Source organism: Komagataeibacter europaeus (assembly GCF_002173515.1).
In the GTDB taxonomy this organism is placed as follows: Bacteria; Pseudomonadota; Alphaproteobacteria; order Acetobacterales; family Acetobacteraceae; genus Komagataeibacter; species Komagataeibacter europaeus.
The window spans coordinates 1,385,887-1,408,934 of record NZ_CP021467.1; the positions used below are offsets into that span (position 1 = coordinate 1,385,887).

33 protein-coding genes are annotated in these 23,048 nt (G+C 59.9%); 8 read left to right on the top strand and 25 right to left on the bottom strand.

Features of this window, described 5'->3' with window-relative positions; translation table 11 throughout:
- Positions 1 to 2 precede the first annotated feature (2 nt).
- The 22 genes from S101446_RS06345 to S101446_RS06445 form a co-directional block, all read right to left on the bottom strand.
- A complete protein-coding gene (locus tag S101446_RS06345; RefSeq protein WP_087607929.1) occupies positions 3 to 590 on the bottom strand; it encodes a hypothetical protein in 588 nt (195 codons plus the stop codon).
- 1 nt (position 591) lies between these two features.
- Positions 592 to 1,050 (bottom strand): hypothetical protein, encoded by a 459-nt coding sequence (locus S101446_RS06350; RefSeq protein ID WP_087607930.1) that lies wholly within the window; start codon positions 1,048 to 1,050, stop codon positions 592 to 594.
- Positions 1,047 to 3,095 carry a hypothetical protein gene (locus S101446_RS06355; protein WP_157684830.1) on the bottom strand — a complete coding sequence of 683 codons (2,049 nt, stop codon included), beginning with the start codon at positions 3,093 to 3,095 and terminating at the stop codon, positions 1,047 to 1,049. The genes S101446_RS06350 and S101446_RS06355 overlap by 4 nt, the downstream gene beginning before the upstream one ends.
- Positions 3,096 to 3,178: 83 nt before the next feature.
- Positions 3,179 to 4,885 (bottom strand): hypothetical protein, encoded by a 1,707-nt coding sequence (locus S101446_RS06360; protein ID WP_087607932.1) that lies wholly within the window; start codon positions 4,883 to 4,885, stop codon positions 3,179 to 3,181.
- Positions 4,882 to 5,841, bottom strand: a complete 960-nt coding sequence (locus S101446_RS06365; protein ID WP_087607933.1) for a hypothetical protein — start codon at positions 5,839 to 5,841, stop codon at positions 4,882 to 4,884. The genes S101446_RS06360 and S101446_RS06365 overlap by 4 nt, the downstream gene beginning before the upstream one ends.
- 10 nt (positions 5,842 to 5,851) lie before the next feature.
- The gene (locus S101446_RS06370; RefSeq protein WP_087607934.1) at positions 5,852 to 6,070 is read right to left on the bottom strand and encodes a hypothetical protein; all 219 of its coding nucleotides are present in this window, start codon (positions 6,068 to 6,070) and stop codon (positions 5,852 to 5,854) included.
- Between the two features lie 8 nt (positions 6,071 to 6,078).
- Positions 6,079 to 6,750: a hypothetical protein gene (locus tag S101446_RS06375; protein ID WP_087607935.1), complete on the bottom strand. Its 672-nt coding sequence runs from the start codon at positions 6,748 to 6,750 to the stop codon at positions 6,079 to 6,081.
- 13 nt (positions 6,751 to 6,763) lie between these two features.
- A complete protein-coding gene (locus S101446_RS06380) occupies positions 6,764 to 7,816 on the bottom strand; it encodes a major capsid protein (RefSeq protein ID WP_244184558.1) in 1,053 nt (350 codons plus the stop codon).
- 3 nt (positions 7,817 to 7,819) lie between these two features.
- Positions 7,820 to 8,524: a hypothetical protein gene (locus S101446_RS06385; RefSeq protein WP_087607936.1), complete on the bottom strand. Its 705-nt coding sequence runs from the start codon at positions 8,522 to 8,524 to the stop codon at positions 7,820 to 7,822.
- The gene (locus S101446_RS06390) at positions 8,517 to 8,819 is read right to left on the bottom strand and encodes a Bbp19 family protein (RefSeq protein ID WP_087607937.1); all 303 of its coding nucleotides are present in this window, start codon (positions 8,817 to 8,819) and stop codon (positions 8,517 to 8,519) included. The genes S101446_RS06385 and S101446_RS06390 overlap by 8 nt, the downstream gene beginning before the upstream one ends.
- A complete protein-coding gene (locus tag S101446_RS06395; RefSeq protein WP_087607938.1) occupies positions 8,819 to 10,540 on the bottom strand; it encodes a portal protein in 1,722 nt (573 codons plus the stop codon). The genes S101446_RS06390 and S101446_RS06395 overlap by 1 nt, the downstream gene beginning before the upstream one ends.
- Before the next feature lies 1 nt (position 10,541).
- Positions 10,542 to 10,748, bottom strand: coding sequence for a hypothetical protein (locus tag S101446_RS06400; RefSeq protein ID WP_053323282.1), 207 nt, complete (start codon positions 10,746 to 10,748; stop codon positions 10,542 to 10,544).
- 39 nt (positions 10,749 to 10,787) lie between these two features.
- On the bottom strand, positions 10,788 to 12,290 hold the full coding sequence (locus S101446_RS06405; protein ID WP_244184559.1) for a terminase: 1,503 nt from the start codon (positions 12,288 to 12,290) through the stop codon (positions 10,788 to 10,790).
- Positions 12,280 to 12,594, bottom strand: coding sequence for a hypothetical protein (locus S101446_RS06410; RefSeq protein WP_087607940.1), 315 nt, complete (start codon positions 12,592 to 12,594; stop codon positions 12,280 to 12,282). The genes S101446_RS06405 and S101446_RS06410 overlap by 11 nt, the downstream gene beginning before the upstream one ends.
- A 227-nt stretch (positions 12,595 to 12,821) precedes the next feature.
- Positions 12,822 to 13,028: a hypothetical protein gene (locus S101446_RS06415; protein WP_053323279.1), complete on the bottom strand. Its 207-nt coding sequence runs from the start codon at positions 13,026 to 13,028 to the stop codon at positions 12,822 to 12,824.
- Positions 13,025 to 13,363 (bottom strand): winged helix-turn-helix domain-containing protein, encoded by a 339-nt coding sequence (locus tag S101446_RS06420; RefSeq protein WP_053323278.1) that lies wholly within the window; start codon positions 13,361 to 13,363, stop codon positions 13,025 to 13,027. Before S101446_RS06420 ends, S101446_RS06415 begins: the two co-directional genes overlap by 4 nt.
- Before the next feature lie 203 nt (positions 13,364 to 13,566).
- Positions 13,567 to 13,917 carry a hypothetical protein gene (locus S101446_RS17685; RefSeq protein WP_157684832.1) on the bottom strand — a complete coding sequence of 117 codons (351 nt, stop codon included), beginning with the start codon at positions 13,915 to 13,917 and terminating at the stop codon, positions 13,567 to 13,569.
- Between the two features lie 186 nt (positions 13,918 to 14,103).
- Entirely contained in the window at positions 14,104 to 15,093 is a 990-nt protein-coding gene (locus S101446_RS06425) for a replicative DNA helicase (RefSeq protein WP_087607941.1), read from the bottom strand.
- Positions 15,000 to 15,590, bottom strand: a complete 591-nt coding sequence (locus tag S101446_RS06430) for a DnaB-like helicase N-terminal domain-containing protein (RefSeq protein WP_087607942.1) — start codon at positions 15,588 to 15,590, stop codon at positions 15,000 to 15,002. The genes S101446_RS06425 and S101446_RS06430 overlap by 94 nt, the downstream gene beginning before the upstream one ends.
- Positions 15,583 to 16,503, bottom strand: coding sequence for a hypothetical protein (locus tag S101446_RS06435; RefSeq protein ID WP_087607943.1), 921 nt, complete (start codon positions 16,501 to 16,503; stop codon positions 15,583 to 15,585). Before S101446_RS06435 ends, S101446_RS06430 begins: the two co-directional genes overlap by 8 nt.
- On the bottom strand, positions 16,500 to 16,754 hold the full coding sequence (locus S101446_RS06440) for a hypothetical protein (RefSeq protein WP_157684833.1): 255 nt from the start codon (positions 16,752 to 16,754) through the stop codon (positions 16,500 to 16,502). Before S101446_RS06440 ends, S101446_RS06435 begins: the two co-directional genes overlap by 4 nt.
- Positions 16,755 to 16,958: 204 nt before the next feature.
- Positions 16,959 to 17,255 (bottom strand): hypothetical protein, encoded by a 297-nt coding sequence (locus tag S101446_RS06445; protein WP_087607945.1) that lies wholly within the window; start codon positions 17,253 to 17,255, stop codon positions 16,959 to 16,961.
- 107 nt (positions 17,256 to 17,362) lie between these two features.
- On the opposite strand from S101446_RS06445, the gene S101446_RS06450 reads away from it, so the two are divergent.
- Entirely contained in the window at positions 17,363 to 17,638 is a 276-nt protein-coding gene (locus S101446_RS06450) for a hypothetical protein (protein WP_053323273.1), read from the top strand.
- A gap of 20 nt (positions 17,639 to 17,658) precedes the next feature.
- On the opposite strand, the gene S101446_RS06455 is transcribed toward S101446_RS06450, so the two are convergent.
- Genes S101446_RS06455 through S101446_RS18760 form a run of 3 tightly spaced genes read right to left on the bottom strand, consistent with a single transcriptional unit; the run spans position 17,659 to position 18,600 of the window.
- Positions 17,659 to 18,114: a hypothetical protein gene (locus tag S101446_RS06455; RefSeq protein WP_087607946.1), complete on the bottom strand. Its 456-nt coding sequence runs from the start codon at positions 18,112 to 18,114 to the stop codon at positions 17,659 to 17,661.
- On the bottom strand, positions 18,111 to 18,257 hold the full coding sequence (locus S101446_RS17690; protein WP_157684834.1) for a hypothetical protein: 147 nt from the start codon (positions 18,255 to 18,257) through the stop codon (positions 18,111 to 18,113). Before S101446_RS17690 ends, S101446_RS06455 begins: the two co-directional genes overlap by 4 nt.
- Positions 18,250 to 18,600 carry a carph-isopro domain-containing protein gene (locus tag S101446_RS18760; RefSeq protein WP_408884636.1) on the bottom strand — a complete coding sequence of 117 codons (351 nt, stop codon included), beginning with the start codon at positions 18,598 to 18,600 and terminating at the stop codon, positions 18,250 to 18,252. The genes S101446_RS17690 and S101446_RS18760 overlap by 8 nt, the downstream gene beginning before the upstream one ends.
- A gap of 96 nt (positions 18,601 to 18,696) precedes the next feature.
- Between S101446_RS18760 and S101446_RS06460 the strand changes: the two genes are divergently transcribed.
- The 7 genes from S101446_RS06460 (at position 18,697) to S101446_RS06490 (ending at position 23,048) form a co-directional block, all read left to right on the top strand.
- Positions 18,697 to 19,260: a helix-turn-helix transcriptional regulator gene (locus S101446_RS06460; protein ID WP_087607947.1), complete on the top strand. Its 564-nt coding sequence runs from the start codon at positions 18,697 to 18,699 to the stop codon at positions 19,258 to 19,260.
- Between the two features lie 137 nt (positions 19,261 to 19,397).
- A complete protein-coding gene (locus tag S101446_RS06465) occupies positions 19,398 to 19,946 on the top strand; it encodes a hypothetical protein (protein WP_157684835.1) in 549 nt (182 codons plus the stop codon).
- On the top strand, positions 19,943 to 20,572 hold the full coding sequence (locus S101446_RS06470) for an ORF6N domain-containing protein (protein WP_087607949.1): 630 nt from the start codon (positions 19,943 to 19,945) through the stop codon (positions 20,570 to 20,572). Before S101446_RS06465 ends, S101446_RS06470 begins: the two co-directional genes overlap by 4 nt.
- A gap of 79 nt (positions 20,573 to 20,651) precedes the next feature.
- Positions 20,652 to 22,094 carry a hypothetical protein gene (locus tag S101446_RS06475; RefSeq protein ID WP_087607950.1) on the top strand — a complete coding sequence of 481 codons (1,443 nt, stop codon included), beginning with the start codon at positions 20,652 to 20,654 and terminating at the stop codon, positions 22,092 to 22,094.
- Positions 22,091 to 22,354: a hypothetical protein gene (locus S101446_RS06480; RefSeq protein WP_087607951.1), complete on the top strand. Its 264-nt coding sequence runs from the start codon at positions 22,091 to 22,093 to the stop codon at positions 22,352 to 22,354. The genes S101446_RS06475 and S101446_RS06480 overlap by 4 nt, the downstream gene beginning before the upstream one ends.
- The gene (locus S101446_RS06485) at positions 22,354 to 22,830 is read left to right on the top strand and encodes a hypothetical protein (protein ID WP_087607952.1); all 477 of its coding nucleotides are present in this window, start codon (positions 22,354 to 22,356) and stop codon (positions 22,828 to 22,830) included. Before S101446_RS06480 ends, S101446_RS06485 begins: the two co-directional genes overlap by 1 nt.
- Positions 22,827 to 23,048 carry a hypothetical protein gene (locus S101446_RS06490; RefSeq protein ID WP_053323262.1) on the top strand — a complete coding sequence of 74 codons (222 nt, stop codon included), beginning with the start codon at positions 22,827 to 22,829 and terminating at the stop codon, positions 23,046 to 23,048. Before S101446_RS06485 ends, S101446_RS06490 begins: the two co-directional genes overlap by 4 nt.

Here is a 23,048-nt window from a genome sequence, read left to right on the forward strand (position 1 = left end):
AGTTACCACCCGGAAATGTTGACGCCGGACCCAGCGAACGCGTTGGACGTGTCGGCATCCTCACCGCTACCCTCAAGCGCGCCACTGTCCTTCATGTCATCCCACTTGTCGGCAAACTGGCTGGCCCCACCGATCAGGCTTCCGGCCGCGCCCATCGCGCCGCCAAATATGGCGCTGCTCGCGGCCTTTTTGTCCGCCGCTGCTTCATTGTCGAAATTGACCACCTGATTGCGGTAATCGACCGCGCGGGCATTCGCATTATACTGAATGCCAGCCACGTTCTGGCCCGTAGTCATGGCTGTAGCGTTCTGCACGTCCAGCGCGGAGCCGCCATTCAGGGTTACGCCATTGGCTGCCATCTGCGCGCGCTGTGCGCCAAGCTGCTGCGCGCCCTGCTGATACGCACGCTGGGCCGCGACATCGCCCTGGTCCAGCGCGACATCGGCATCACGTCCGGCCATGTTGGCGTTCTGCTGGGCAATGCGGGCTTCGTATTTGTCCTGACTGGCTTCGGATATGCCGCCGAGAATGGAACCAACACCTCCAAGAAGGGAGCCACCGGCCCCCATCGCCGCCGATGCGACACCCATGCTATCCCCTCATTTCCGCACGGCAGAACAGCGCGCCACCAACGCCGACGGGTTCCGGATCATGGATGGTAAACCCAAGCCAGCGCAGCCAGCGGATGGCCTGCGAATACTCCGCATCGACCCGGTTTGTTAGTACGGTGTGAGTGCGCCGCCATTCCTGCACCCAGCGCCGGGTCTCGCGCAGGAACAGCTTGCGATGTCGGGCAAGGTGGATGGTACCGATCATCCATGGACAGCCGATGGACTGGTCCATCAGGACCGGCTCGACCAGCCCGAACACGCCCAGAGGATTGCCATCATCCAGCATAATCGCCGCCACGGTGGAATGCGCGATGCTGTGGCGGATGGACATGGCCACAGGCAGCGGGGACGTGCGCGCAATTTCTAGCCGGTCCGCCGGGCGCAGGATGGGGGCAATCAGGTCGGCATCATCTGGCACGGCAGCACGGATGATGATCAATTCCCCACCTCGACATCCACATCCAGACCGGTCACGGTGCAAGGCAGCGGGTAATGCTGGAACACGTCCACCTTGCCATACTGGTCCCAGTTGGCCGCCGGGATGACGAACTGCACATCTGATGACAGCGTACCGGACGTGGCAGCACTCCCGACCGGGCGCGTGCGGGCGCCATCATCGGTCGAGACTTCGATCCCCGCCGTATTGTAAAGCATGGTGTAGATCTTGCTCACCCGCTTGCGGCGGCTGAACTGTGGGGGCTGGCCAAGGTCCAACGGCAGGGATTGTAGGTGGGCTGCGATCGGCAGGCCTACCGTGACCGTGCTGCCCGCCACCGGCAGAGTGGCCGCGCCGTTCGTGACGGTCAGGCCGGTATAGCCCTTGCCATCGATGCAGGCGGAAACCGTCTGCCCTTCCAGATGGCTCAGGCCCGAGACCGTGCTGGTCGGCGCTCCGGTGTATTGCAGCCCGGCATCCACGAACCACGCCTTCGTAATATCACTGTTGGCCGTGCCAAGCTGGCGCGTGTGCAGGCGTTCGACGTAAGCGACCGTCTGCCCGTTGATCGTGCGTTCAACCACGAAATAGGCGGTGTCCTCGACAACACCGTTCTCGGTTTCTTCCGGCACGACCGTGACGGCGGTGAATTTGCCGTTTGTCGTAGTGTGCTGGTGCCAGACCCAGATCTGCTGTTCCTTCAGGTAGGTCAGGCCCAGCAGCGTGCCATCTGAGCGCACGGCCCAGACGATGTTGAACGGGAACTGCGCGAACCGCCAGTCATTGATGGTATAGCCATAGAACAGATGATCGGCCAGAACTGACAGGTCCGTGCCGTTATAGACGGCGGCATAATAGTCATACTGCAGGTCGCGGACATGACTGCCCTTGCTTTCGACAAACAGCACGTCCTGATCAATCGGAAGTGGCAAGGTATCGGCGGCGCCCACGAACATCTGCGGCGTGACCGTTACATCCTCTGGCGTTATGGCCTTACCCGCATCGCCTCCACTGACCTTCCACACGCTGCCAGCAGTGAAGATAATCAGATCCGCCATCGGCACGATATGCTTGATCTGGTTGACCTGCTGGGACGCGATGGTAGCCGTAATGGCATCGTCATCCTTGACCGGGTTGGCAACGTCCATGTTGGTGTAGTTGCCCGATCGCGTCATCCAGATGGTCTGCGGGTCAGCCGTTGATCCGCCAAATACCCGGCGTTGCTGGAAATAGGACACGCAGGACGGATTGTTTCCGCCACTAAACGGGTCTTCATGTGTGGGCGGTCCGATTGCTGTATCGGGTTCATAATCGGTATCGTCAAACGTCAGGTCGGTCGTGGATCCGATCAGGCCATATGACCCGGCATATTTGCGGTAAATGTTATAGTAATCCGCGCCCGACACCTCGGACCAGTTGACGGTATTGTAGCTCCCGTATTGGGTGTAATAGCCGATATTGTAATTTTTTACGGTCGCAACCGCTGACACATTGCTTTCGCTGTTTAGCGCGATGGAAACCGCTGTAACCACATAATCATAGGTCGCGGATGATATGCCCGGCGTCGTGCCGGTATTGCCTGCGTTGCCTTTGGTAGCGGTCGCGCTGACCGTGGCAGGCGCATCGATGCCAGCGGCGAACGAAACCTCTTCCAGCGCCCAGTCGGTCTCACCACTGCGCGACAGGTTATAGAGCGGGTAGGATGGATGGGAAACGGTCAGCACATCTGCCGACTGCACCCATCGGATGCCCCACACGTCCGCCACAGCATAGGGTGTTGCAACCTCATACACGCTGCCATCGGCGTTGGTCAGGTATGCGCCGTTGGAGATGAAGCGGATATATTCATTCCCCATCTCCAGCACATAGGACTGAGTGTTGTTGTAAACGAAGGGCACCAGACGCGGCAGGTTCGCTGCATCCTTCACCGCGCCGATATACTGCGTGCCGGCCCGGTTGCTCGCCCCTCCCTGCACGTGCACGAAGAAATTGGTCAACTGGCAGGCGCCGGTCTGCCACTTTTCCATATCCGAGCGGAAACGCAGCATGGGCGAGATTATGCCTGCTGCGAATGCCGGTCGATAGGATATGCCGATTTCAGGACCGTCAGGCCCATTTCCGCGCGTTGCCATCAACTTGCCGCGCTGTCCGGCGTGGTCACATACGAAGAACTGTTACCGGCCGTCCCGGCGGGCGAAGGACTCATCTGGCCTGCCACGTTTCCGGAAGCCCCCCAATTCGTTCCTGTAATGGTTACGGATGATAGGAGCGTAGCATAATACCCCCATCCCTTGTTGCTGTTGATTGTGGCGGAATCACCCGTATAGATGGAACTGTTCGTATTGGCGTGAAGGCCGTTGCCGCCGTTGTTGTAGGAATTGATGCTCATGCCGCGCATGCACGAGTTAAGGTAGGCTGAAAAGCCGTCTGCCGTGTTACCTGAAGCGTCCGCCGCGGTGATATCTATGAGCGATCCGCCGATGGCGTAATACCCGTTGCCGCCATTGGTATCGCCCAGGCAACGGTTACAATTCATCGTGCTGCCGTTTTCAGCACGATAGCCGTCACCTGTGTTGCTGAACGAGTTTGTCTGCGCGTTCGGGCTTTGGCTGTTGCACTCCATCATGGATCCCTCAGACGCGGAGAACCCCGTGCCGTTCTGTGTCGCGGTGCAGGAGTGCGCCCACATGCCCGAACCGTTCAGTGCAAGGAACCCGGCCACCGCGCAGCCCTGTGCCGAGGAAAAAGACGCATCGATGAAGGATGCACCTTCCGCCACAATGCCGCCGCCCAATCCCTGCGCGGTGTGTGCGGCATTAAAGGCTTCGCAATTGTTCATGTATATGGCGGACGACCCGTACGCGTGATAGCAGCAGTCCCCTGCCTCGGACACCTGAACGCCCGGCTGGCAATACACCACGGCGTTATTATTGGCTTTTATCCCGTAATAATACTTATTGATGACAAGCGCAGGGCCGACCATGATGGACGAACCTTCCCCCGACGTGATCGCGCTGCCGTAACACTGGTCGTTCCAGACCCCGTGCGACACCCACCCGCCGACGCCGTTAATCGTGAAGCCATTAATCAGCCACCCGTTTGACCCGTTCTTGAACACAAAACCATTCTGGTTGTTCGTGTTGTCGAAGTTCAGGACGCAGTTCGCGGGCGTCGTCGTGTTGCCGATGATCTGCACGCGCACGCCGCCTTGCGGGAGTCGAGGCTCGATCGTGGTCAGCGAGTACGTCCCGTCCGCGACGTTGATGGATATGAACGCGTTGGTGTCCCTGCATACCTTGTGCTGGCACCAGTCAATGGCGGACTGGATCGTCGGCAGCACAGAAGGAACGGGGATGTTGACATAGCCGTGGATATCGCCAGCCGGGATAAGCCATCCGTCTATGTTAAAAATACCGGGGCCAGTGAACATCTGCGCGTTGAGCAGCGGCGCGTTGCTGGTTATTGGGTACGTCCCCGCCGGAACATACCATATGCCCCCGGCGGCTATGCAGGCTGCCAGCGCGACGTCGTTGCCCTCTGTCGCGCCTGCTTCTGCACCTTTGTCCTGCACGACAGGGATCAGGTCTATACGTGACAGAAGGTTACCTTCGACGTCTTTAGCGCGCGCGGTTTCATCATTAATCGCGGTTACATTAGACTGCTCAGCGTCTATGGCCCGATCCGTCTCTGCAGTTATCTTCTGTGCAAGGGCGAGGAAAGTGTCGTTAACACTGTCTTCATCGGCCTTGCGGGACCACCACGACTGCCATTCAACCCGGCTTGGGATATAGTTCACGTTCCATCTGGGGAAGGAACTGCTGCCGAATGGGAAGCTCATGCCTCAACCTCTCCGTCGCCCGGCTGTGCGCCGAGGGTGATGTCTCGATGGTATGGCCTGCGCCAGCCGACCGGGCTCACCCCGATGGTAAGGACGCCGATACGGCTGTCTGGTGTGCTGGCTGCGATATACTGGCTGTCACGGTTGGCGATGGCTTCACGGCGCAAACCCGTATTCGGGACGCCATTCAGTGTGTCCGCAGGCGTCAGGTGCGCCGGGACCGGGCTGTTTGCGGCGGCATCCCCGACAACGAAGCCGCCGGGAAATGTCTCGTTCACTGACCGGATCGGGCGCCATTCATCGCGCAGCGCGGGCATGCCGCGTACCCTGATCCAGTCGGGCACGTAATCGGTATTCTGCTGTTCCAGCACCTGATCGGCCTGCATGGCCTGCTGCAATGCCTGCGATGCCATGCTGCGCATCTGGGCTGCGATCTCGCCACTGCCGGTTACGGCAATGGCAATCTCGGCCGCCAGTGCCCAGGTGAATGCCTCGCGGAACTGCTGCCGCCAGTTGTCGATCGGCTGGGCATTGGAGACGTACTGCACCTGTACGCTGGCATGGTTGGTGCGGATGACGGGTCCGGTCGTGTCCGTGCCGGCCGTCCCCACGCCCTCGCCAAACGGCATCCCGGTGCGGAACAACGCATGCTGTGCTTCGCGGTCCATGGGGGGATGGCGCGGCGCTGTCGCGGGCAGCACCTTGTGCACCGTCACGCAGTCGGCTGGCCGCTGGAACTCGAATTGCCATTGCGGGTCCGTGCTGGCCGCACCGGTGCCGGTGGCCGTGACGCGACAGAAGCGCCACTGATAGGCCGAGAACAGCGTATCAAGGCACATCTGCCAGAACGCACCGCAGGCGGTTGCCTCAGCCGATCCATCCGCCAAGGACGTGATCGTGCTGCGCGTTCCCGCCCGCAACAGTGCCGCGTTGCACAGGTCGATCTGCGTGGTCACAGGCCGCGCCTTACTGGCCCTGCTTTTCGATCATCGCGGAGATGAAGCGCGGGTCGGACGCGCTGATGCGCTGGCCGACCTGCTTCTGGTATTCCGCCATCTTCTTTTCGGCAGCGGCATCCAGCGGTTCCAGGTTGGAACTGGGGTTGCCATCATACTGGATGATGGCCCCCGGCTCCTCGACCTTGCCGCCGATGTAGCTACGGGTGAGAACCTTGTATTTCGCCATGATGTGCCTCACGCCACGTAGTTGCGCGGATACGGGACGTTCGCGGGAACATCCAGATTGATGCCGGCCGTGACCGTACCGGCGTCAAGCGCCACGGACGGATTGTAGGTCAGGCGCATGTAGCGGTACAGCGTGTTGGAGAACGCGGGCTTGGCGCGAACAAGGAACGGCGTGCGCTGGCTCAGTGCCGCCAGGTCGATGCCGGGGAACTCCTCAAGCGTGTCCCAGCTGGACCCGTCCTGCGAAATCTGCACGGCCACGTCCATCGTGGGATCGGCGGGTGCTGCAATCGTGACCGTGGGTGCGGACGTGTATCCCGCGCCGCCCGCCGTAACCGTGATGCCGGTAATAACGCCGTTTTCCACGGTCGCGGTGGCTTCGGCCCCTGCGCCCCCGCCGCCGGAAATGGTGACGGCCGGCGCCGTGGCATAGCCGGAACCGCCGGACGACACCGTGACCGCCGTCACGGCCCCCGCGGCCTCGGTCGCGGTGGCAGTTGCCCCGGCGCTGTCCGCCAGCGGCAGCGTGCCGCATTCGGCAAACACCTTGAACGGTCCGGTCGGGCCGAAATCGCGGTTCTGCGAGAAGTCGATAATGTTGGTCGAGGGCGTGGCAACACCTGCCGCAAGAGCGGTCAGATCCTGCGCGTTGCTGAACAGCAGCAGTCCATCAATAATCATCTGGGCGGTTTCCTTACTGGACCGTTTCTTCGGTGTTCAGGATCTGGTCGCAGGTGCGGATGGGGATGCCACGGAAGGCCGTGACCGGCTTGCCGTCCCATTCCAGCATCTGCAGCAGCACGTTGGTCTTGTTGAGCGCCTGCAGGTCCAGCGCCGTGCCAAGCGTGCGGTTGACGTAGATGGCCGGACGGCCCCACGACAGCGGCTGGCCGCCAGTCGCCTGCGTGGCCGTCTGCACGTTGGTCACCCCGCGCGGCATGGTGGGGATCTTGTGCACGGCGGCAACCAGCATGGAAATCAGGTTGGCCGCGCTGTCGCCCGTCAGGCTGTCCACGTCGATGTTGGCGATGCGGACCACGTAACGCCAGTCACGCACGGTCAGGCCACAATCCCATTTGTAGTGGGACTGGTACGCCTGATACGGGTTGCCGTTGGCGTCCAGAACCGGCGCATCGGTCGTCACGTCATTGCGCTGCAGCCCGGCAATGCGTCCCTTGGGGAAGATGCCGAACGCGGTGGTCGGACCCCAGCAGGTCAGCCACATGGACGTGTTGCTGGTGCCCCGGCCGCCCGCGTCGATCACGTTGACGGCGTTGGCGGCCTTGGTCGCGTCCACCGTGCTGTAGCGCGGCGCAAGCCCGGTGAAGGCTGGCAGGTCGCTCTGCTCGGTGCCATAGAACAGCGTGCCCGCCATCTGCTGGTTCATGCCCTCGATGAAGGCCATGTCCTCGGACAGGCGGAAGGCGGCCACATCGCCCTCAAGGTTCGCCAGGTCCTTGTCCACCAGCGAATAGGTTTCCAGCATGCCGCAGCTATCGGTGATCTGCGCGGTCGTGCTCTTGGCGCGCGGCACACCGTAGTTGAGCATGCGCCATGTGGCGGCTGGCAGGCCGGTGCGCACGGTCGTCTTGTTGCCGGTGGCGAGGTTGCCCATCTTCCACAGCATATCATCAAGGATTTCGTTGGTCTGGGACAGCAGGTTCACGATATCCGCGATCTCGCCGTCCTCGCGCCGCGCGGCCCAGTCGGCCAGCGTCAGGCAGGTGGTGCTGGAAATGGTTGCCACCGGTTATGCTCCTGCTTTTGCCGACTGGCCGTAAAGGCGCTGGGCAATGTCATCAAAACTGCTGCCGCTGCGCTTTTCCGGCGCGGGCTTTCCCTTGTCAGGCGGTTCGGCCAGGCCCATCGCCTTGCCGATCTGCACGAATGCGCGGATGACGGTGGGGTTGTTGCCCGCGCCCGTCTCGGCCAGCGCCTGCACGAGATCCTTGCCGCCATAGGACTGGATCACGCGATCGGCCGCTGCCTTGGCTTCCGGGTTCAGGCCGGTGCCATCGGACAGCGTGCGGTCGGACAGGACTTCCTGCCGCCACTTCATCGCCTGTTCGTGCTGGGCCTGACCGGCCTGTTCAAGCTGCTGCTGGACGAACTGCAGGCCATGCTGCGTGATGGCGCTGAACTGCTCCTGCGTCAGCCCGGCTTCACGTGCTGCGGCCTCGTAGTCGCCCATCGCCTTTTCATCGACGCTGAAACCCTCGGGCGGCGTGAATTCGTATTTTTCCGGGACAGCATGCTTTTCAGGCGGCTTTTCCTGTTCGCCGCTTTCCGGCGCGCCCTCACTGTTCGGGGCTGCACCTTCGGTCGCCGCTGCGCCGGCAGGAGGCTGCGCCTCGGTCGTCGTACTTTCCGCGCCGCCACCCAGAATGGTATCGGTTGCGCTGCCACCAGCAGGGGCATCAGCAGGCGCAGCAGCGCTTGTGGGTTCATCACTCATCCGCGTTCAGGCTCTCCATGAGGATCTTGCTCAGGATGCCTTCACCTGCGTTTGTTAGTACCGTGTGCAGCTTGATGCCGATATCGCGCTGGCCTTCGCGAAATGCCGTTGCCATCGCGTCGCCCGGCACGAATGAGCCGCCCATAAACTGCGTCTCGTTCAGGATGCGCAGCAGAACACGCCGGCCGCGCGGGTCGGACGCCACCCATGCAAGGTCAAGCTGGTCAGTCGCGGCCCGGGCCTTGCGCCGCGTGCGCCGTTCGCGAACCTGTTCGGGATCGTGTGGGTCATACATCAGCCCCCTCCCCCGATGCCGGATATGATCGCCTGCAATGCGTTCTGGCCACCGCCCACGTCCGTGTCGGACAGGTTCTTCGCACCTGCCGCCATCTGCTGGGCCTGTTCGGCTGCGGCCTGCTGCTGCTGGGCGTATTCGCGCTGCTGACGCATCTGGGCCACGGCCTGCGGGTCACGCATGATCGCCTGGTTGATGCTGAGTAGGTTGCCGTAGATGTCTACCGCCTGATCCAGATCCACGTTGTCCATCACGCTCTGGTCTACGCTGACCAGCCCGCCGCAGAAGCGCACGAACTGTTCGATGCCTGTGGTCTCGGTCGCGCGCTGGGCCTGCGCCAGCACCGAGATGTAATTGACCTTGAGCGGACCGGTGCCCATCTGCTGCGGGCGCACGGGCAGTAGGCCACCACGCTCCATGATGCCAAGGGTCACGTTGATGATCGGGTTCAGGGCCTCGTTGTGGAAACGCTCCAGCACCGGACCGAGGGCCAGCAGCTTTTCCTGCTGGCGCACATTGATTTCGGCCGCCGTGGGCGGCTGCGCCTGATCCATCTGGCTGACCATCAGGATCAGGTCATTCTTCAATGTGACGCGGATGGCTTCCTGAAACGCCTGTATGCGCTCGACCAGTGGCGCAATGTTGGGGCTGGTCTGGTACACCGGTCGCAGGCCAGCGCCATTGCCCATGGTATTCAGGCCGGGAATGAAGTTGATGCCGTTGGGGATCAGGCTGACCAGCCCGTTCTGCATTGCGGCATCGGCCTGCATCGGGGGACGTGCGAACTTGTCCACCACCTCAGCACATCGAAGCTGGGCAAGCTGCAGCGATTTCACATCGCCAAGCGCATCCTCAGCAGGCCCGTGCCCGTATGCATCGTTGGACACGGCATGCCAGCGCGGGCAGATGAACGGCTTTTCGGGATAGCCCTCGACACGCAGCACCGGCACGCTGGGGTTGCCGTATTCGTAATACACACCGATGTAGGGTGCGCCACGCCAGCCGATCGCGCCGGGCACGCGGTCCAGATTTGGCATGATGGCATGCACCACGGGGATTTCGCGCGTAAGCTGACGGCTGTCATACAAGCCCTGCACGATGGGCGAGCAGTTGTCATACCCGAACTTGCTGACCACCTGCCGGACGTTCTGCACATACTCGCGCACCAGCGTGTCGATCTCCATCCGCTCGTTCTGCATGATGAAGTATTCGCCGGCCGTTAGCGGGTAGAACCGCACCACGTCCTCGTAATCCTGCTGGATGATGACCGCGCCCGTACCGAAGCCTGCGATTTCCTCGTAAAGCTGGGCCATGGCATTGTAGAACTTGCCGGTGGCGAACACGCGCTGCAGCCGCTTCTGCACGGTGGCCAGCCACTGCTTTACGTCCGGATCATCATTCAACTGGTCATTGTTGGTGGAAAGCTGGAACCAGTCGCGCGCCGGGCTGGTGATGCCCGCCATCAGGAACGCTGCCAGATCGCCCACGCACTTGGTGGCCGTGCGATCCACGATCTGCGTGCCCTTTGGCAGGCCGCGTGATCCCTGGTTGGGCAGCAGGTTGTTATACCGCCCCCGCGTGGGCATGATATACCATGTGATCTCGCGCCATGTTTCCCGCCACGATGACCGGTCCATGCGCATGAGAACGATCAGACGGTCCACCTCATCGCGGGTTTTCTGTTCGGGACTGGTGTCGTCAGCGGGTGCGGCACGCGCCATGTCAGCCACCCAGCAGTGTCTTGGGTGCGTTTGTCGCGGTCTGGCTCAGGCCGGATGGGCCGGTCAGCATGGTTGATCCCATGCCGCCCGCCATGCGCGCGGCCTGCGTGGTCGAGTTCTGCAACCCCTGCACGGTATTGTTCACCGTCTGGCCCGCCATCGGCGCAGGCGTCGGGGTTACCACCTTCGGAGATTTGAAAATGCCCATGACAGCCCTGTGCGGGCCGTTTGTTAGTACCGTGTGGCGTCAGGCGTATGGGTCGTAATCGCCCTGCACCTGCTGGCCAACAGGACCGGCAGGACTACCGGAAAATTGCGATGGCGCCACGGGATAAGCAAAGGTGATCGCCAGCGCATCCCCCACGTCAGGCGATGCCAGACCGCGCTTTTTCATGTCTTCCTTGCGCTCGAGGATGATCTCGTTGCGCGGGTTGAAGAAATACCACGGCCCGGCAAGGTCGGTGCGCAGTTCCTCGTCATCCGGTATGCCACCGGTCTGCAGCCACGCGCGCATGGTGCCCCACATCTCGGCGCGCTTGTTGGCGTAGCTTTCGGACTGGATATCGTAATTCACCCGGTCGGATTTGCCGCCAAACTGCACTTCCATCAGGCCGCGCACGCGCAACTGCCTGCACCGGTCAACCACGCCTGCACCGACACCACCACCATCGACAAACACCGCATCCGCGCCATACCGGGCCGCTTCATCCGCCACACGTGCGGCAAGCTGCATCGTGTCCACATTGCGCAGCTTGATCGGCGGGATCAGCCTGCCATCGCGGCCCTTGCGGAAAAAGATCACCGACTGGTCATCACCATACCGCGCCACGTCCACGCCGATGACCAGCGCATCGGACAGGATGGCCGCCACATCACGCCGGGCCGCCGCCTCAATGGCATCCGTGCCGATGAACTGCATGGACCCGGCCCGCGGGAATAGGCCACGCACACGCACGCGCATGAAGTCGCTGTCCTCGCCATAGGCCGTTGCCCATTCCTCGAACAGCCGCTTGTTCGTGCCCTCGACCGTCCGGCTGTCGATCTGCCTGCCATGCCAGCGGTGGCGCTGCTTGTTGAAGCATTCGAAGAACCGGCCAACTGGCTGCGTGGGATTTCCGAACGCGCACCAGATGATTTCGGTGCCTTCATCAGTCAGCGCGCCTTCGGCCACTTCCCACACGCGGTCGATGATGCCCGATGCCTCATCGAAGATCAGCAGGATCCGGCGCCCCACATTGTGCAGGCCGGCGAAGGCTTCAAGGTTTGTCTCGGACCACGTGACCGCATCCGCCCGCCACGTCTTGTCGTGCCCTGGCAGCGTGGAATGGATCGACATGCCGTGCACCTTGAACCAGTGCGAGCAGATCAGCAGCCGGAACCATTTGCTGATTTCGGGGAAGGTCTTGGTGCGCAACTGCGGCTCGGTGTTGGCCGTCACTACGACCTTGGTGTCTGGACATGTGCACAGCGCCCACGCGATCAGCATGGACACCAGCGCGGATTTGCCGATGCCGTGGCCCGAACTGACCGCCTGCAGGACCGGCATCAGGACATGTTCGGGCGCATATCCCTCTTTCAGGCGGTCGCCCACAGATTGCAGGATCTCGCGCTGCCATGTGCGCGGGCCCGACGCACTGGCAAGGTCCGTACCCGCCTTGCCCCACGGGAATGCGAACAGTACGAAGTCCAGCGGGTCGAGGCTGTAGCTGGCGATTTCTTCCGCCAGCAGCGCTTCAATATCAGCCGCCACGCGCCCGCTTGCGTCCTTCATCAATCAGTGCGGCAATGTCCGTGCTGACATTCATGTCCACGGTCGAGCGGTCGCGGTATTTCTCCGGCCTGTGCGCCTTGAGCAGCGTGGTCAGCAGGCTGTCACTGTAGCGGCGCTGCAGGACCGGTTTGCCATCCTTATCGTAAACCAGGCCATCCTTGCATGTGACATACTCGTCGTAGCCATCGCGGCCGCGGCGCCATGCCTCCAGTTCCAGGCTGTCCATGGCGATCTGCATCGCCTCGTCCCATTCGGCGGCAAAGGCCGGATCGGTTTCGCGCATCTGATAGGCCGTTGTCCGACCGATGCCTGACAGTCGGCAGGCTTCCGACACGTTGCCCGTATTCCGCAGAGCCTCGACAAACGCGCGCGTTTGACCTGTCCGATGTGTCCCGCGACCACGCATCAGACTTCACCCCTCAAGCGACAGGACAGGAATGCCCAATACACGCCAGACATAAGCATAACGGCCATTTTTTCCGATCTCGAACGACCTGCTGACAATCGCCATCACCCCATCCCCACACGCTTGACCGCAGCCATATGCCCGACCCTGATGATCCGCTCGCGCATCTTCCCCACATTGGTGGCAATCTGCATGAACATCGGGTCGCTACGGTGCATGGCCAGTTCCGCCGCCGCCTCCTCGGCATGGCGCAGCCCGGCCACCATTTTCTCGTATGCGTCGTTCTCGCTGTTGGTAACGCTGCGCCTCATCCCTGCTTCCTCACTGAAACGTAATACCCACATTCCCGCTCATTGCGGATTTCCACGCGTCCACGTCCATCCGTTCCGATCAGACAGATCAGGCCACGCAACTTGCTGATTTTCTCGCGGATCACGCGCCCCGGATCGTCCGGCTCATCATCCGGATCAGACCAGATGGCCTGAGTTATCGCATCCTGCGATTGGATCACCCCTTCCCGCCGCATCAGCTTTTCCATGATACGGAACGGCACTGGCGCCAGCAGCACTTCACCACGCGGACCCGACAGCACATGCCGACCGATGTCGAGCGACAGCTTGCCGACCCGATAAATCTCGTCCTGCATTACTGACATGCCTGTGCTCCGAACAATATCTGGAAGTGGCTGCCTGTATTGTTCCGCTCATTCATTCAACAGGGCGCCAAGGATAAACTTCTGCAGGCTGATTCTATTATATGAATACAGGGGTTGGTACCGTTTTCTTCCCGCCTCGTTTCTGATCTCGCAAAATCAGAGTGCCAGCAATAATCAGTCCTAAATCAGGAACGCTACCCGACGTTGCTATCTGAAGGCTGCCCACATGCAGGCGACTGGTATCGTTGTTTTTCCTGCGACAATAAACGTATTTTATCGTTCAGGTCATCTACTTGAGACAACAAGGCATAAATAACATCGACTGCAAATTTATTGCTTTTACTGCAAACGTCAATGGCCAGAAGGATAGCCGATGGATCAAGGCATTCATTTTTATTCAGATGGAAAGGGATATGACCATTAGGGAAAACTGTTTCACAGACCATTTGCAATCTCCATGCCGGTCCATAATTTTCCATATACCAAAATTCATAGTCAACAAATTTGGTGCGGATTTTATGAATAGAAATATCGTATAGTGCCATATTGATTGAATATAATATTCATTATTTTTTAAATATTCATATTATATGCATTTTATACTTCACCTATCACCTCTCCAACCTCCTCATGACTGGCCGGGTTTCTGGTCCCCTTCTGGAACCGCCCTTGGTTCTCTCTTGCCCCAGGCTGTCTGCTATCAGGCAATATGATTTTTGGTCATCTTTGCATTACCAGGCATCTGATCGCTCACCCGCGCTCACATCGCGGAACCACGTTGTCGGGCCATCGAACAACATGTCCACGATACCTGTCCGGCCACCCCGGTTTTTCAGCACGATGATCTCAGCCTTCCCGCGGGAACGATCGAGCGCGTCAAGGAACGCCATCCGGCGTTTCTCGTATACCGCATCCGTCTCGTTCGTATTGCGCACTGGTTGTCCATCCGTGCCCATCCGTGTCTGCAGGACGTGTTCCTCGCGGTAGAGGGCCATGACGCACCGGGCATCCTGTTCAATCGCGCCAGAATCGCGCAGGTCGGACAGCACGGGTCGCCTGTCTTCCCGGTTCTCGGACTGGCGGTTAAGCTGCGACAGGGCGATGACAGGGACCTTGAGTTCCCGCGCCATGCGGGCCAGATCCCCGCTGATCTCGGTCATCTCCAGTGTGCGGTTACCTGAACGACGCGCCACCGTAGAACCGCGCAGCAGCCCCATGTAATCCACCACGACAAACTTCAGACCCGGCTTCGAACGCTTCAACTGCCGCGCACGGGCCAGCAGTTGGGGCACTGTGATCCCTTCCCGATCGTCAATCGAAAGCGGGATTTCCTTCAGCGCCATGGACGCCTCGACCATCCGGCCCATATCGTGCTTGCTGATCCGCTCCGGCTGTCCTGCCCGGTCGTTCATGCCGGTCAGCACCATGTCCAGCGGCATGCGGACCCTGGCCGCGATAACACGGCCCATCAGTTCCTCGGCCGACATTTCGCCTGACCAGAAAAGACCCCGCCCGTTCAGTTGGGCCATCCGAACCGCCAGCGACAGCGCAAGCCCGGATTTGCCAATGCCGGGCCGTGCGGCCACGACATACATGGCGCCTGGCCGGAAGCCGCGGATCCGGTTGTTCAGTTCCGCAAAGCCGGTATCCAGCCCGGACAGGAACTGCCCCGCCTGCCAGTGGCTGTTCGTTTCTCCATCAGCGCCTGCCCGGCGGCGAATGCCGTGACGGTCGGCCTACTGGCGTCAGTGCCGTTGGACAGGGCTTCCAGATGCTCCAGCGCCTCGGTCAGGATGTCATCGGCCGCCGCCTCGGAGTTGGCGGCCCGTGCCCGCATTTCATCGGCATAGGTCTGGATCGATCGCTTCACCCAGCAGGCAGCGACCGATCGGGCCGCCTCCCGTGCCATGCGCACATCAGCGGCCGAAATGATGCCGGGCAGATGCTTGGCCAGCCACTCGGCCCCAAGGTATTCACTTGACCGGATCTGTGGCGCGATGGTGACGGGCGAGACCTGCCTGCCGGCCGTGATTTCGCCCTGCACCAGCCGGAACATCTCGGTCATGTCGGTGTGGTAGAAATGCTCCGGCTTCACCACGTCCGCCACGCTATCGTAGGCCGCGTTGTTGAGCAGGATCGACCCGATCACGCAGGCTTCGGCCATGGCGTTGGCCGGGACTTCCTGCACCTTCGGCTCGAAATGCAGGACCTCAGCCATGGGCCGCTTCCTTCAGCGGGAAATGCTCCAGGCGAGGTGACAGACCCTCGAAGCCGTTTTTTGCCCACCGCCGGGCTGCGTCGTCGTATGCTGCCCTGTCGTATTTCACCTCATCCGCCGCCGGTTCGGGAAGCACGCCCTCATCAGCCCAGCGCTCGTTGTTGAGCCAGGTTGCGGGATGGGGGATGTAGGTTGGATCGGCAGACCACGGCGTTGCGGCGACGGCAGCCAGCAGCGTTTCGAGGCCGGTCCTGCCAAGGGCCTTGGCGAATGCCCGTCGCGCCTTGGGCTTGCCCACTTTCCGCGGATAGGCTGCCCAGAACTGCTCGAACGCCGCCTCGTCTGGCGCAGCGCTGCTGGCACGGCGGGTTTTGGGTTTGGGGTCGGATGGCTGTTCAGCGTTGTCGAAAAACTCGTCCCCTTGCAAGGGGACTATAGGGGTATTTCTAGCTTCTAGCTTCTTGAGTTTATCCCTTGGCTTATCCTGACCCTTAACCGGGGGGTTAACCCCCTCCCTGTCGTTTTCGGCATCATTGTGGACCAGTGCGGGATTACCCCCCTTGCGCCCGTGTTCAGCCGAAATGTCAGAGTTTTCCTTGTCCCGTACCATGCGGCGGGAGAAAATAAAGCCCTCTTCATCGACGCTGAACACCCCGTTTTCTTCCAGTTCGGCAAGCAGTTTCCTGACTTCCCGATCGCTTCCGTTCGTCAGTCCCGCAAGCTGTTTCGCGCTGACTTTCTTGCCAGAAATCTCGAAAAAACCGATGCGATCTGCAGCGTGCATGATGGCCAGCATCTCCATCCACAGACCACGTGCGGCGTATGAACAGGACTTCAGGGCGAGGTCATTCTGCCAGTCCTTCCACCAGAACTTGGACCACTCATAACGCTTTTTGCGGGTAACCCGGCTCATCGTTCATCCTCCGCAAAATCACAGAAATAACCGAGCACCTTGCCGGTCATGTCAGCCTCATCCCGCATCATCGCCAGATCGGGATTCGATCGCACTGCGGCCATGAAGGCGTTGAACAGTTCCTGCCGCGCCATGAACATGCGGGCCAGATCGGCCTTGTGGCCGCCCTGCATGAGCATGTCGCGCATGACGGGATCTTCGGGAAACTGGCGGCTGTTATGGCCCCGCTGGGGCATGGGGATGACGTTCATGCGTGTGTTCCGCGCTGGGCCCGGGACGTGTTGACCGCCCGGGAAACTTCATTGGGGGTGATGGCGGGGTGTGCGTGGCCCTTCATCGGCGCGACCGCCGATGCCACAGGTCGGCCCGCCATTTGGCAATTTCGGCATTGTGAATGTTGATGTGACAGATGGACCGCCAGCGGGCAGCCATCTTCAGGCAAAACCATTCCCAGATCATGCAGCCTCTTTCTTGAGCGCATCGAGACGTGCGCTTAGCAGTTCGGCCTCAGCGATATGTCGTCGCTGTTCGGCCTCCAGGTGGGCCGCGAACCGGGCGCGCACGCGCAGCCATTCGCCTGCGGTGACGCTCCTGATTTCGCGATAGATACAAGCGCGGACCCGCCGTTCCGTCAGGCCAAGAAGCCGCGCGGTATCGTGGATGGCCGCCTTCAGCCCGCGCGCTTCCTTGCGGGCCTTCACGGCTTCCGTGACGATACTGGCGAACTCATTGACTGCGATTTCGGCTGTCATTTGTGCCCCTCGGACAAAATGCTCCACGCGCTTGGACGAATTACTCCACGCCATTGGACAACTCCTGTTGCAGAATTCCGGTTGTCGAGGCCGGATGCAGCAACGGGATGAAGGAGCGTATGGAGGAAACTGGAAAACGGAACGATGCCACGACGGGGCTGGATGCCCTGTCGCGCATCGACATGGCCCTGCTGGGGCTGGCGCAACTGCGCGCCCAGGCCGGTGCCTATGAATACGTGCAGGCCGCACAGCTGTGCACGGCGCTGAGCGCCAGGATCCTGTCGCCCACCCTGCTGCCGTCCCCCACCATTCCCATGGCGCCGGTCGTGAGCCAGCCGCTGAACCGGCTGATCCACGGGCTGCAGCATGTCGGGGTGGTTTAGGGTGAAGGGGGCGCAGGACATCAGGCGCCCTCACCCGTGCCATGCGTACCGGGCTGTAGGGCCGCATCACCGGACGTGGCTACAGTTTCAGCACGGGAAGGAGTCGTAACCTCCTTCCCGCTTTCACCATCTTGCACAGAGGATGAAACTTTATGACTGTCGTTCCGACCACCCGTGAAGCTCTTATTTTCACAATTGCGGCCAATATTGCCCTTCAAGAAGGACATACCATCACCCCCCACGCCAGTTTGGGGGTATTCATAAAAGGAAACGGTATTACTCGAGACTATCTTCTGTCTCTCTTCAAACAAGCAGTCGAGATTGTCGATGCAGAGGGAAAAATCCCCGCTAAATAAAGCCTGACTGAGCGCAGAGGCCACCTTGAAGATGGCCTCTAACTGCATACGCCCATTGGGCTGCACCGGGGTCATCTCACGGGCGAGACGCAGTGCTTCAAGGGGAAGGTTTTCAATCACCGCCCGCTCTCCCGATCAAGACGGTCAACATCTTTCCGCAGGGATTGGATATCGTCATGCATCCCCCAGATGAACATAAGTGCCCAAACGGGGAGCGCGATGAACAGCACGCCTGCGCCGATCATGGTCAGGAGTTCATGCATTGCTGACCTCCTGCCCAGTAGCGAGGGACTTTTCCCCAGCTTTGGGAAAAACCTCGGACATACTGACTTCCCGCTTGATTTTTCCGCACGAGTTCAAGGGATAAGTGGAAGCTGGATGCTGGCACTCGAAGAAATCGTTAGGTTCCAGAATGATTGGAGGATTTAATTGAGCTCCCGCTTCAGCAATCTGATGGATGCGCCTGGAAGGAATGCATCTGCGGTATCGCCAGCCAATGACTGATGGCGGCTTTACTCCTACGAGTTTAGCCATCCGATTAACCCCACCGAATAACATGATAAGTTTGTCGATTTTTGAAATCATAATTAGCCATATATCATGCATAATTAGCTAATTGTCAATTAGTAAGCTAAGCGCCTTTGTCAAAATTTCCGTATGATTAGGCTAAGTGATGATTAAAAATAAGGATGAACCGTTCATATGGCAAAAAAGCTACAAAACAATAATACGATAGGAAACCAAATTCGTGCTGCCAGACGGGCTCTATCTATGGGGCAGGCAGAGTTGGCAGCTGCATTAGATGTTTCGGTACCAACCATCAGCGAATGGGAAAACAATAAGAAACTTCCTTCCGTAGAGAGATGGAACCTAATAGCAAAAACTCTAAACGTAAGCGTAGATCAAATATTTAAACAAAACATGCACACTGTCTTTGTTGGTGATATTAAAACAGGAACATACCCTTTAACGTCACGAACAATATTAGAAATAATAGAGATGTATGTCAAAACTGTAGGACGAATAGAGGGACACATTGAAGGAAGATGTAAAATTGTAGATGATCTAACCACAAAAATACTAAAAATGGATGATATAAACGAAATAAAAGAAGCTGTTAAATTTTATTCTATTATATTCCCAATCAAAGATAATCCAATAATTCAAGATGTTCATGAACTATATAATAAGTTCGAGCATATTATGCATACAGGCATGGTGCCTGATGAAGATAACTCAACAGACAATGGGAAAGAGGAAAAATAATTTTCTTGACGCAGAATGTTAGCTAATTATAGCTAATGTATCACCTGCTGATGGAGCGGCTGAACCCACGGAAATCCCGTGGCCGATATACCTCCTGACGCTGGTGAGACACTCATTTTGAGTCGGGAGAGGCTTATATGTCAGGACGATACGAACGGATCGAGGCTGCGCGCGTGCACTTCCGCCTGCCGCCAGATCTCAAGCGGTGGCTTGAGGATCGCGCAGCAGGCCGGGTCCGGACCATGGCCAGTGAACTGGTCACCATTCTTGAAAAGACACGCAGCGATGAAAGGGCGAAGCGGACGGCAGCAAGGAAATCCCTTGTGCTCCAGCATGCGTCCGCAAAACGGACGGATGCTGACATTGGTTCTTCCAATCTGGCGAACCAAACATCCGATCCCCTGTCCCACGCTGAAATCGACTTTGGCGAGGCCATCCAGCACCTGTCGCGCGAAAAGCTGATTGCGTTGGCCGATGACCAGTGCAGCAAGCTGTGCCTGATGTGGGAAAACGTGCTGGAACTGCTCGCCCTCAACCTGGATGATCGCCGGGTGTACGAGATCGCGCAGGACATGGCAGAAACGCTGAACGACAATTCCGTAGCACATGAAGTGTTTTATGGTGGCAAGGCACGTGAACGGCTGCTGTCATTGTTCCCTGCCCTACGTGAAGGGGGTGCGGCATGAGCAACGTCACCATCAATGGTCGACCGGTATCCATTCTGGAATATCTGGGCCAGCGCGTTGTCACCTTCGCCATGGTTGATGCCCTGCACCAGCGGGCCGAGGACACGGCAGGACGTAACTTCCGCGCCAACCGCAAACGCTTCATCGAAGGCACGGATTTCTTCGCCGTTTGCGCCGACGAAATTCGTCGGGACAAAATTATGGAGATTTCCGCCAAAGCGCGCGGCGAAATCATTCTGCTGACCGAAAGCGGTTACCTGATGCTGGTGAAGTCCTTCACGGACGATCTGGCATGGACGGTGCAGCGCGAACTGGTCACCGGCTACTTCCGCGCGCCCCGGCAGCCGGAGCTGCCCCGCAATATGCTGGCCACCATGGAACCAACCGAACTGAACGCCCGCATCGGCGCATGCCGGCAGGCTTCGCGCCAGTGGGGCAAATCCGCCGGTGCATGGGCATGGATGAAAGCGGGACTGCCCCGGCCGCCGCGGGAACTGCTCAGCATGGCCGAGAACGCGGTGCTGGATGCCGTGGACGGCACCAAGCCCACACCGCCGCCGGTCCAGCGCCGGATCATGATTATCGAGGACGTGCAGGGCGGATCGGTCCCTACCCCGTTTCCCTGACCCGTCCGCCCTGAACAAGTAATCAATCCCCGTAGGCTGCGATTACCAGCCTGACACAAGTATTCAAGGAAATCGAAAAATGTCCGAAACCCTCTCACGCCCGAAGTGCGTCCAGACGTCTGCGCCCGCCTTTGTTGTGGAGGACCAGATTGACCGGGTTCTGGAGCAGGCTGCGGCTCCGGTTGCCGCCGATCTGCCTGCTTTTGCCACGCCGACCCAGATCGGGCGGCGGTTGGCCACGGTGCGTCATATTCTCGATGAACTGGAAAAGACAGAAGGTTGCAGGGGAGCCTCCTTTAGCCGCTATGACAGGGAGCGCGATGCTCTCGTCGACCTTATGTCGACGAAGCAGCCCAACAACCTGCATGACGTGGCTGCCATTCTGAGCGCCATGATTGACCCTTTGGGAATGCTGGAGGGCTTCAACCTCAGCCGGGAGGATATCGACAAATATACGGCGCAGTTACAGCGCGGCGTCTGCGGCACGCTGAAGCATCTCATTGCCCTCGGTATCAATGTCGATGCGCTGGCGCCGGTGGACCCTTTTTATGAAATCCAGCGCATCCTCGGCACGGAAGCCGGAGCCACGCCATCGGCCCTATGCGATCTGGCCGATACGATGGAACGGCAGTTTGTCGAGATCAGGGATTTCCCTGCTGACGAATGGCCTGTCGATAATGGCCCGCAGGTTCTCATGGACTACTGGGCCAATGTGGACGCCACGCAAGCCCAGACCGTCCAGTCAGCCGAGGATGTGGTCAATCTGGCACGAATCACGCGCACGCTTGAGGATTCCATTGCCAAAGGCGACGAATGCCCTGCGCTGGAAAACATCCACCGCATGCTGGTTTCGGCCATTCTGGATGGGCACCTGCCATCGCCCGCCGGCCGGGATGCCTCGATCATAGCGCAGGCGACAGCGGCCACGGCGTTTGGGCGGCATGTTGATGATGTGGCTGATCGGCTTCCCAACGATGAAGCAGGCGACGCAGCCATGGCACGGCTGGTAAACAGGCGGGAGGACATGCTGGATGACCTCGTGCGCTGCAAGCCGACCTCGCTTCAGGGCTTTGCCGCCATGGCGCAGGCCATCGTGGAGTCCGATCCCGGCGTGAAGGAAGGCGGCGAGCCGATATCTGACTCCAGGCATCTGGCAGAATTTGCCCGCCATCTGGCCTCCGTTGCCCCGCAATCAGGCGTCAGCCCGGACGTTGCTCTGTTCAATGACTGCAATCGCTTTTGTGCGATCGAGGCACTTTATAGAAAACGTATCGAGGCTGCCCGCACCTTTGCCGAAGAAGAAGGTGCTGAAGCCTTAAATGCTCCACTGGATGCAGAACGCGTTGCCTTGATGAAACGGATTACAGCGCGTGAAGCCCGCACACCTGCAGGCAATTCTGCCCGGGCGCGTGCAGTGGCGCTGTTTGCCCCTGACCTTCTTGATTCTAATGGACGGGATCATGCCAGAAACATGCTGGCCGCCCTCGCCCGCGACACGCTGGCTATGGGAGCCTCGGCATGAGCGATGATCTCGACAACATCTCGATCACGCCCCGCGGCATGGGGGTGCTGATTGCGGAACTGGGGGCAGCGGATAACGAAGCCGCATTCTGCCTGCGCCTGCAGGGCCACCTGCTAAGCATGGCCCGCAGCTACACGCAGCAGGGCTACTCGGATAAAGAAATCGTCGGGTTCATGCAGCAGGTCACCGATGGCGCCGCCTTCCGCCGCAATGAACTGCGGCCGATCGCCAACATCCATCATACGCCGGGACATGCGTAATGGCTGCCCGCAAGACCGACCGGCGCTATACCCCGCAGGACGATGCCCTGATCCGTTCCATGCGGACCAAAGGCCAGACCTGGACGGATATCGGCAGGGTGTTCGGGGTGCATGGCACCTCCATCCGTCAGCGCCTGATCCGCGTGCTGCAGGAGGACGACCCGCACCCCGATGCCGAATCCCTGCGCGAGGTGGCCCGACGCAAGCAGGCCACACAGCAGGAAGCCACTCCGGCCCGGCTGCCCCTCACCCTCCGCACGCGTGATGGCGCGTTCAGCATCGCGGCCCTGCAGATGCTCCATCACCAGCAGGCAACAACCACAGGTCATATCCGCGCGACCGTACAGGAAATCGCGGCATGGGCCCGCACCAACCGGCTGCCACCCGCCTGCCGGGACACGCTGGCCCATATCAACGCATGGCGCACGCGCGAGGGCTTGCCGCCCTTCGTGCTGCAAAAGGAGAAAACATCGTGACCGACCTCAGCATGGGCGACGAAGTCCCCCGCCCCGAATTTGATCCGATACCCCATGCCTATGATCGCAAGGCACGTCCCATTTTCATGAACGAGACCCCGCTACGGGACTCGCTGGTACTGCTGGCCAAGCTGTGGGCTGCCACGCATCCACTGGCAACCGTAGAGACCCGGATGGAACTCGCCGCCCGCATCGCATCGGAACTGGCGGCACGATAG

Bases quoted from the DNA above. Each gene is read 5' to 3' on its own strand.
- S101446_RS06435 (WP_087607943.1), bottom strand. From the start codon at position 16,503: ATGAGCCGGGTTACCCGCAAAAAGCGTTATGAGTGGTCCAAGTTCTGG.
- S101446_RS06370 (WP_087607934.1), bottom strand. From the start codon at position 6,070: ATGGCGAAATACAAGGTTCTCACCCGTAGCTACATCGGCGGCAAGGTC.
- S101446_RS06360 (WP_087607932.1), bottom strand. From the start codon at position 4,885: ATGAGCTTCCCATTCGGCAGCAGTTCCTTCCCCAGATGGAACGTGAAC.
- S101446_RS18760 (WP_408884636.1), bottom strand. From the start codon at position 18,600: ATGCATGATATATGGCTAATTATGATTTCAAAAATCGACAAACTTATC.
- S101446_RS17685 (WP_157684832.1), bottom strand. From the start codon at position 13,917: ATGGCACTATACGATATTTCTATTCATAAAATCCGCACCAAATTTGTT.
- S101446_RS06375 (WP_087607935.1), bottom strand. From the start codon at position 6,750: ATGATTATTGATGGACTGCTGCTGTTCAGCAACGCGCAGGATCTGACC.
- S101446_RS06390 (WP_087607937.1), bottom strand. From the start codon at position 8,819: ATGTATGACCCACACGATCCCGAACAGGTTCGCGAACGGCGCACGCGG.
- S101446_RS06485 (WP_087607952.1), top strand. From the start codon at position 22,354: ATGGCTGCCCGCAAGACCGACCGGCGCTATACCCCGCAGGACGATGCC.
- S101446_RS06480 (WP_087607951.1), top strand. From the start codon at position 22,091: ATGAGCGATGATCTCGACAACATCTCGATCACGCCCCGCGGCATGGGG.
- S101446_RS06450 (WP_053323273.1), top strand. From the start codon at position 17,363: ATGAAGGAGCGTATGGAGGAAACTGGAAAACGGAACGATGCCACGACG.
- S101446_RS06345 (WP_087607929.1), bottom strand. From the start codon at position 590: ATGGGTGTCGCATCGGCGGCGATGGGGGCCGGTGGCTCCCTTCTTGGA.
- S101446_RS06395 (WP_087607938.1), bottom strand. From the start codon at position 10,540: ATGGCGCGTGCCGCACCCGCTGACGACACCAGTCCCGAACAGAAAACC.
- S101446_RS06385 (WP_087607936.1), bottom strand. From the start codon at position 8,524: ATGAGTGATGAACCCACAAGCGCTGCTGCGCCTGCTGATGCCCCTGCT.
- S101446_RS06470 (WP_087607949.1), top strand. From the start codon at position 19,943: ATGAGCAACGTCACCATCAATGGTCGACCGGTATCCATTCTGGAATAT.
- S101446_RS06415 (WP_053323279.1), bottom strand. From the start codon at position 13,028: ATGAGGCGCAGCGTTACCAACAGCGAGAACGACGCATACGAGAAAATG.
- S101446_RS06355 (WP_157684830.1), bottom strand. From the start codon at position 3,095: ATGCTGCGTTTCCGCTCGGATATGGAAAAGTGGCAGACCGGCGCCTGC.
- S101446_RS06440 (WP_157684833.1), bottom strand. From the start codon at position 16,754: ATGAACGTCATCCCCATGCCCCAGCGGGGCCATAACAGCCGCCAGTTT.
- S101446_RS06400 (WP_053323282.1), bottom strand. From the start codon at position 10,748: ATGGGCATTTTCAAATCTCCGAAGGTGGTAACCCCGACGCCTGCGCCG.
- S101446_RS06475 (WP_087607950.1), top strand. From the start codon at position 20,652: ATGTCCGAAACCCTCTCACGCCCGAAGTGCGTCCAGACGTCTGCGCCC.
- S101446_RS06420 (WP_053323278.1), bottom strand. From the start codon at position 13,363: ATGCAGGACGAGATTTATCGGGTCGGCAAGCTGTCGCTCGACATCGGT.
- S101446_RS06410 (WP_087607940.1), bottom strand. From the start codon at position 12,594: ATGCGCGAAACCGATCCGGCCTTTGCCGCCGAATGGGACGAGGCGATG.
- S101446_RS06445 (WP_087607945.1), bottom strand. From the start codon at position 17,255: ATGACAGCCGAAATCGCAGTCAATGAGTTCGCCAGTATCGTCACGGAA.
- S101446_RS17690 (WP_157684834.1), bottom strand. From the start codon at position 18,257: ATGCATGAACTCCTGACCATGATCGGCGCAGGCGTGCTGTTCATCGCG.
- S101446_RS06430 (WP_087607942.1), bottom strand. From the start codon at position 15,590: ATGGCTGAGGTCCTGCATTTCGAGCCGAAGGTGCAGGAAGTCCCGGCC.
- S101446_RS06460 (WP_087607947.1), top strand. From the start codon at position 18,697: ATGGCAAAAAAGCTACAAAACAATAATACGATAGGAAACCAAATTCGT.
- S101446_RS06465 (WP_157684835.1), top strand. From the start codon at position 19,398: ATGTCAGGACGATACGAACGGATCGAGGCTGCGCGCGTGCACTTCCGC.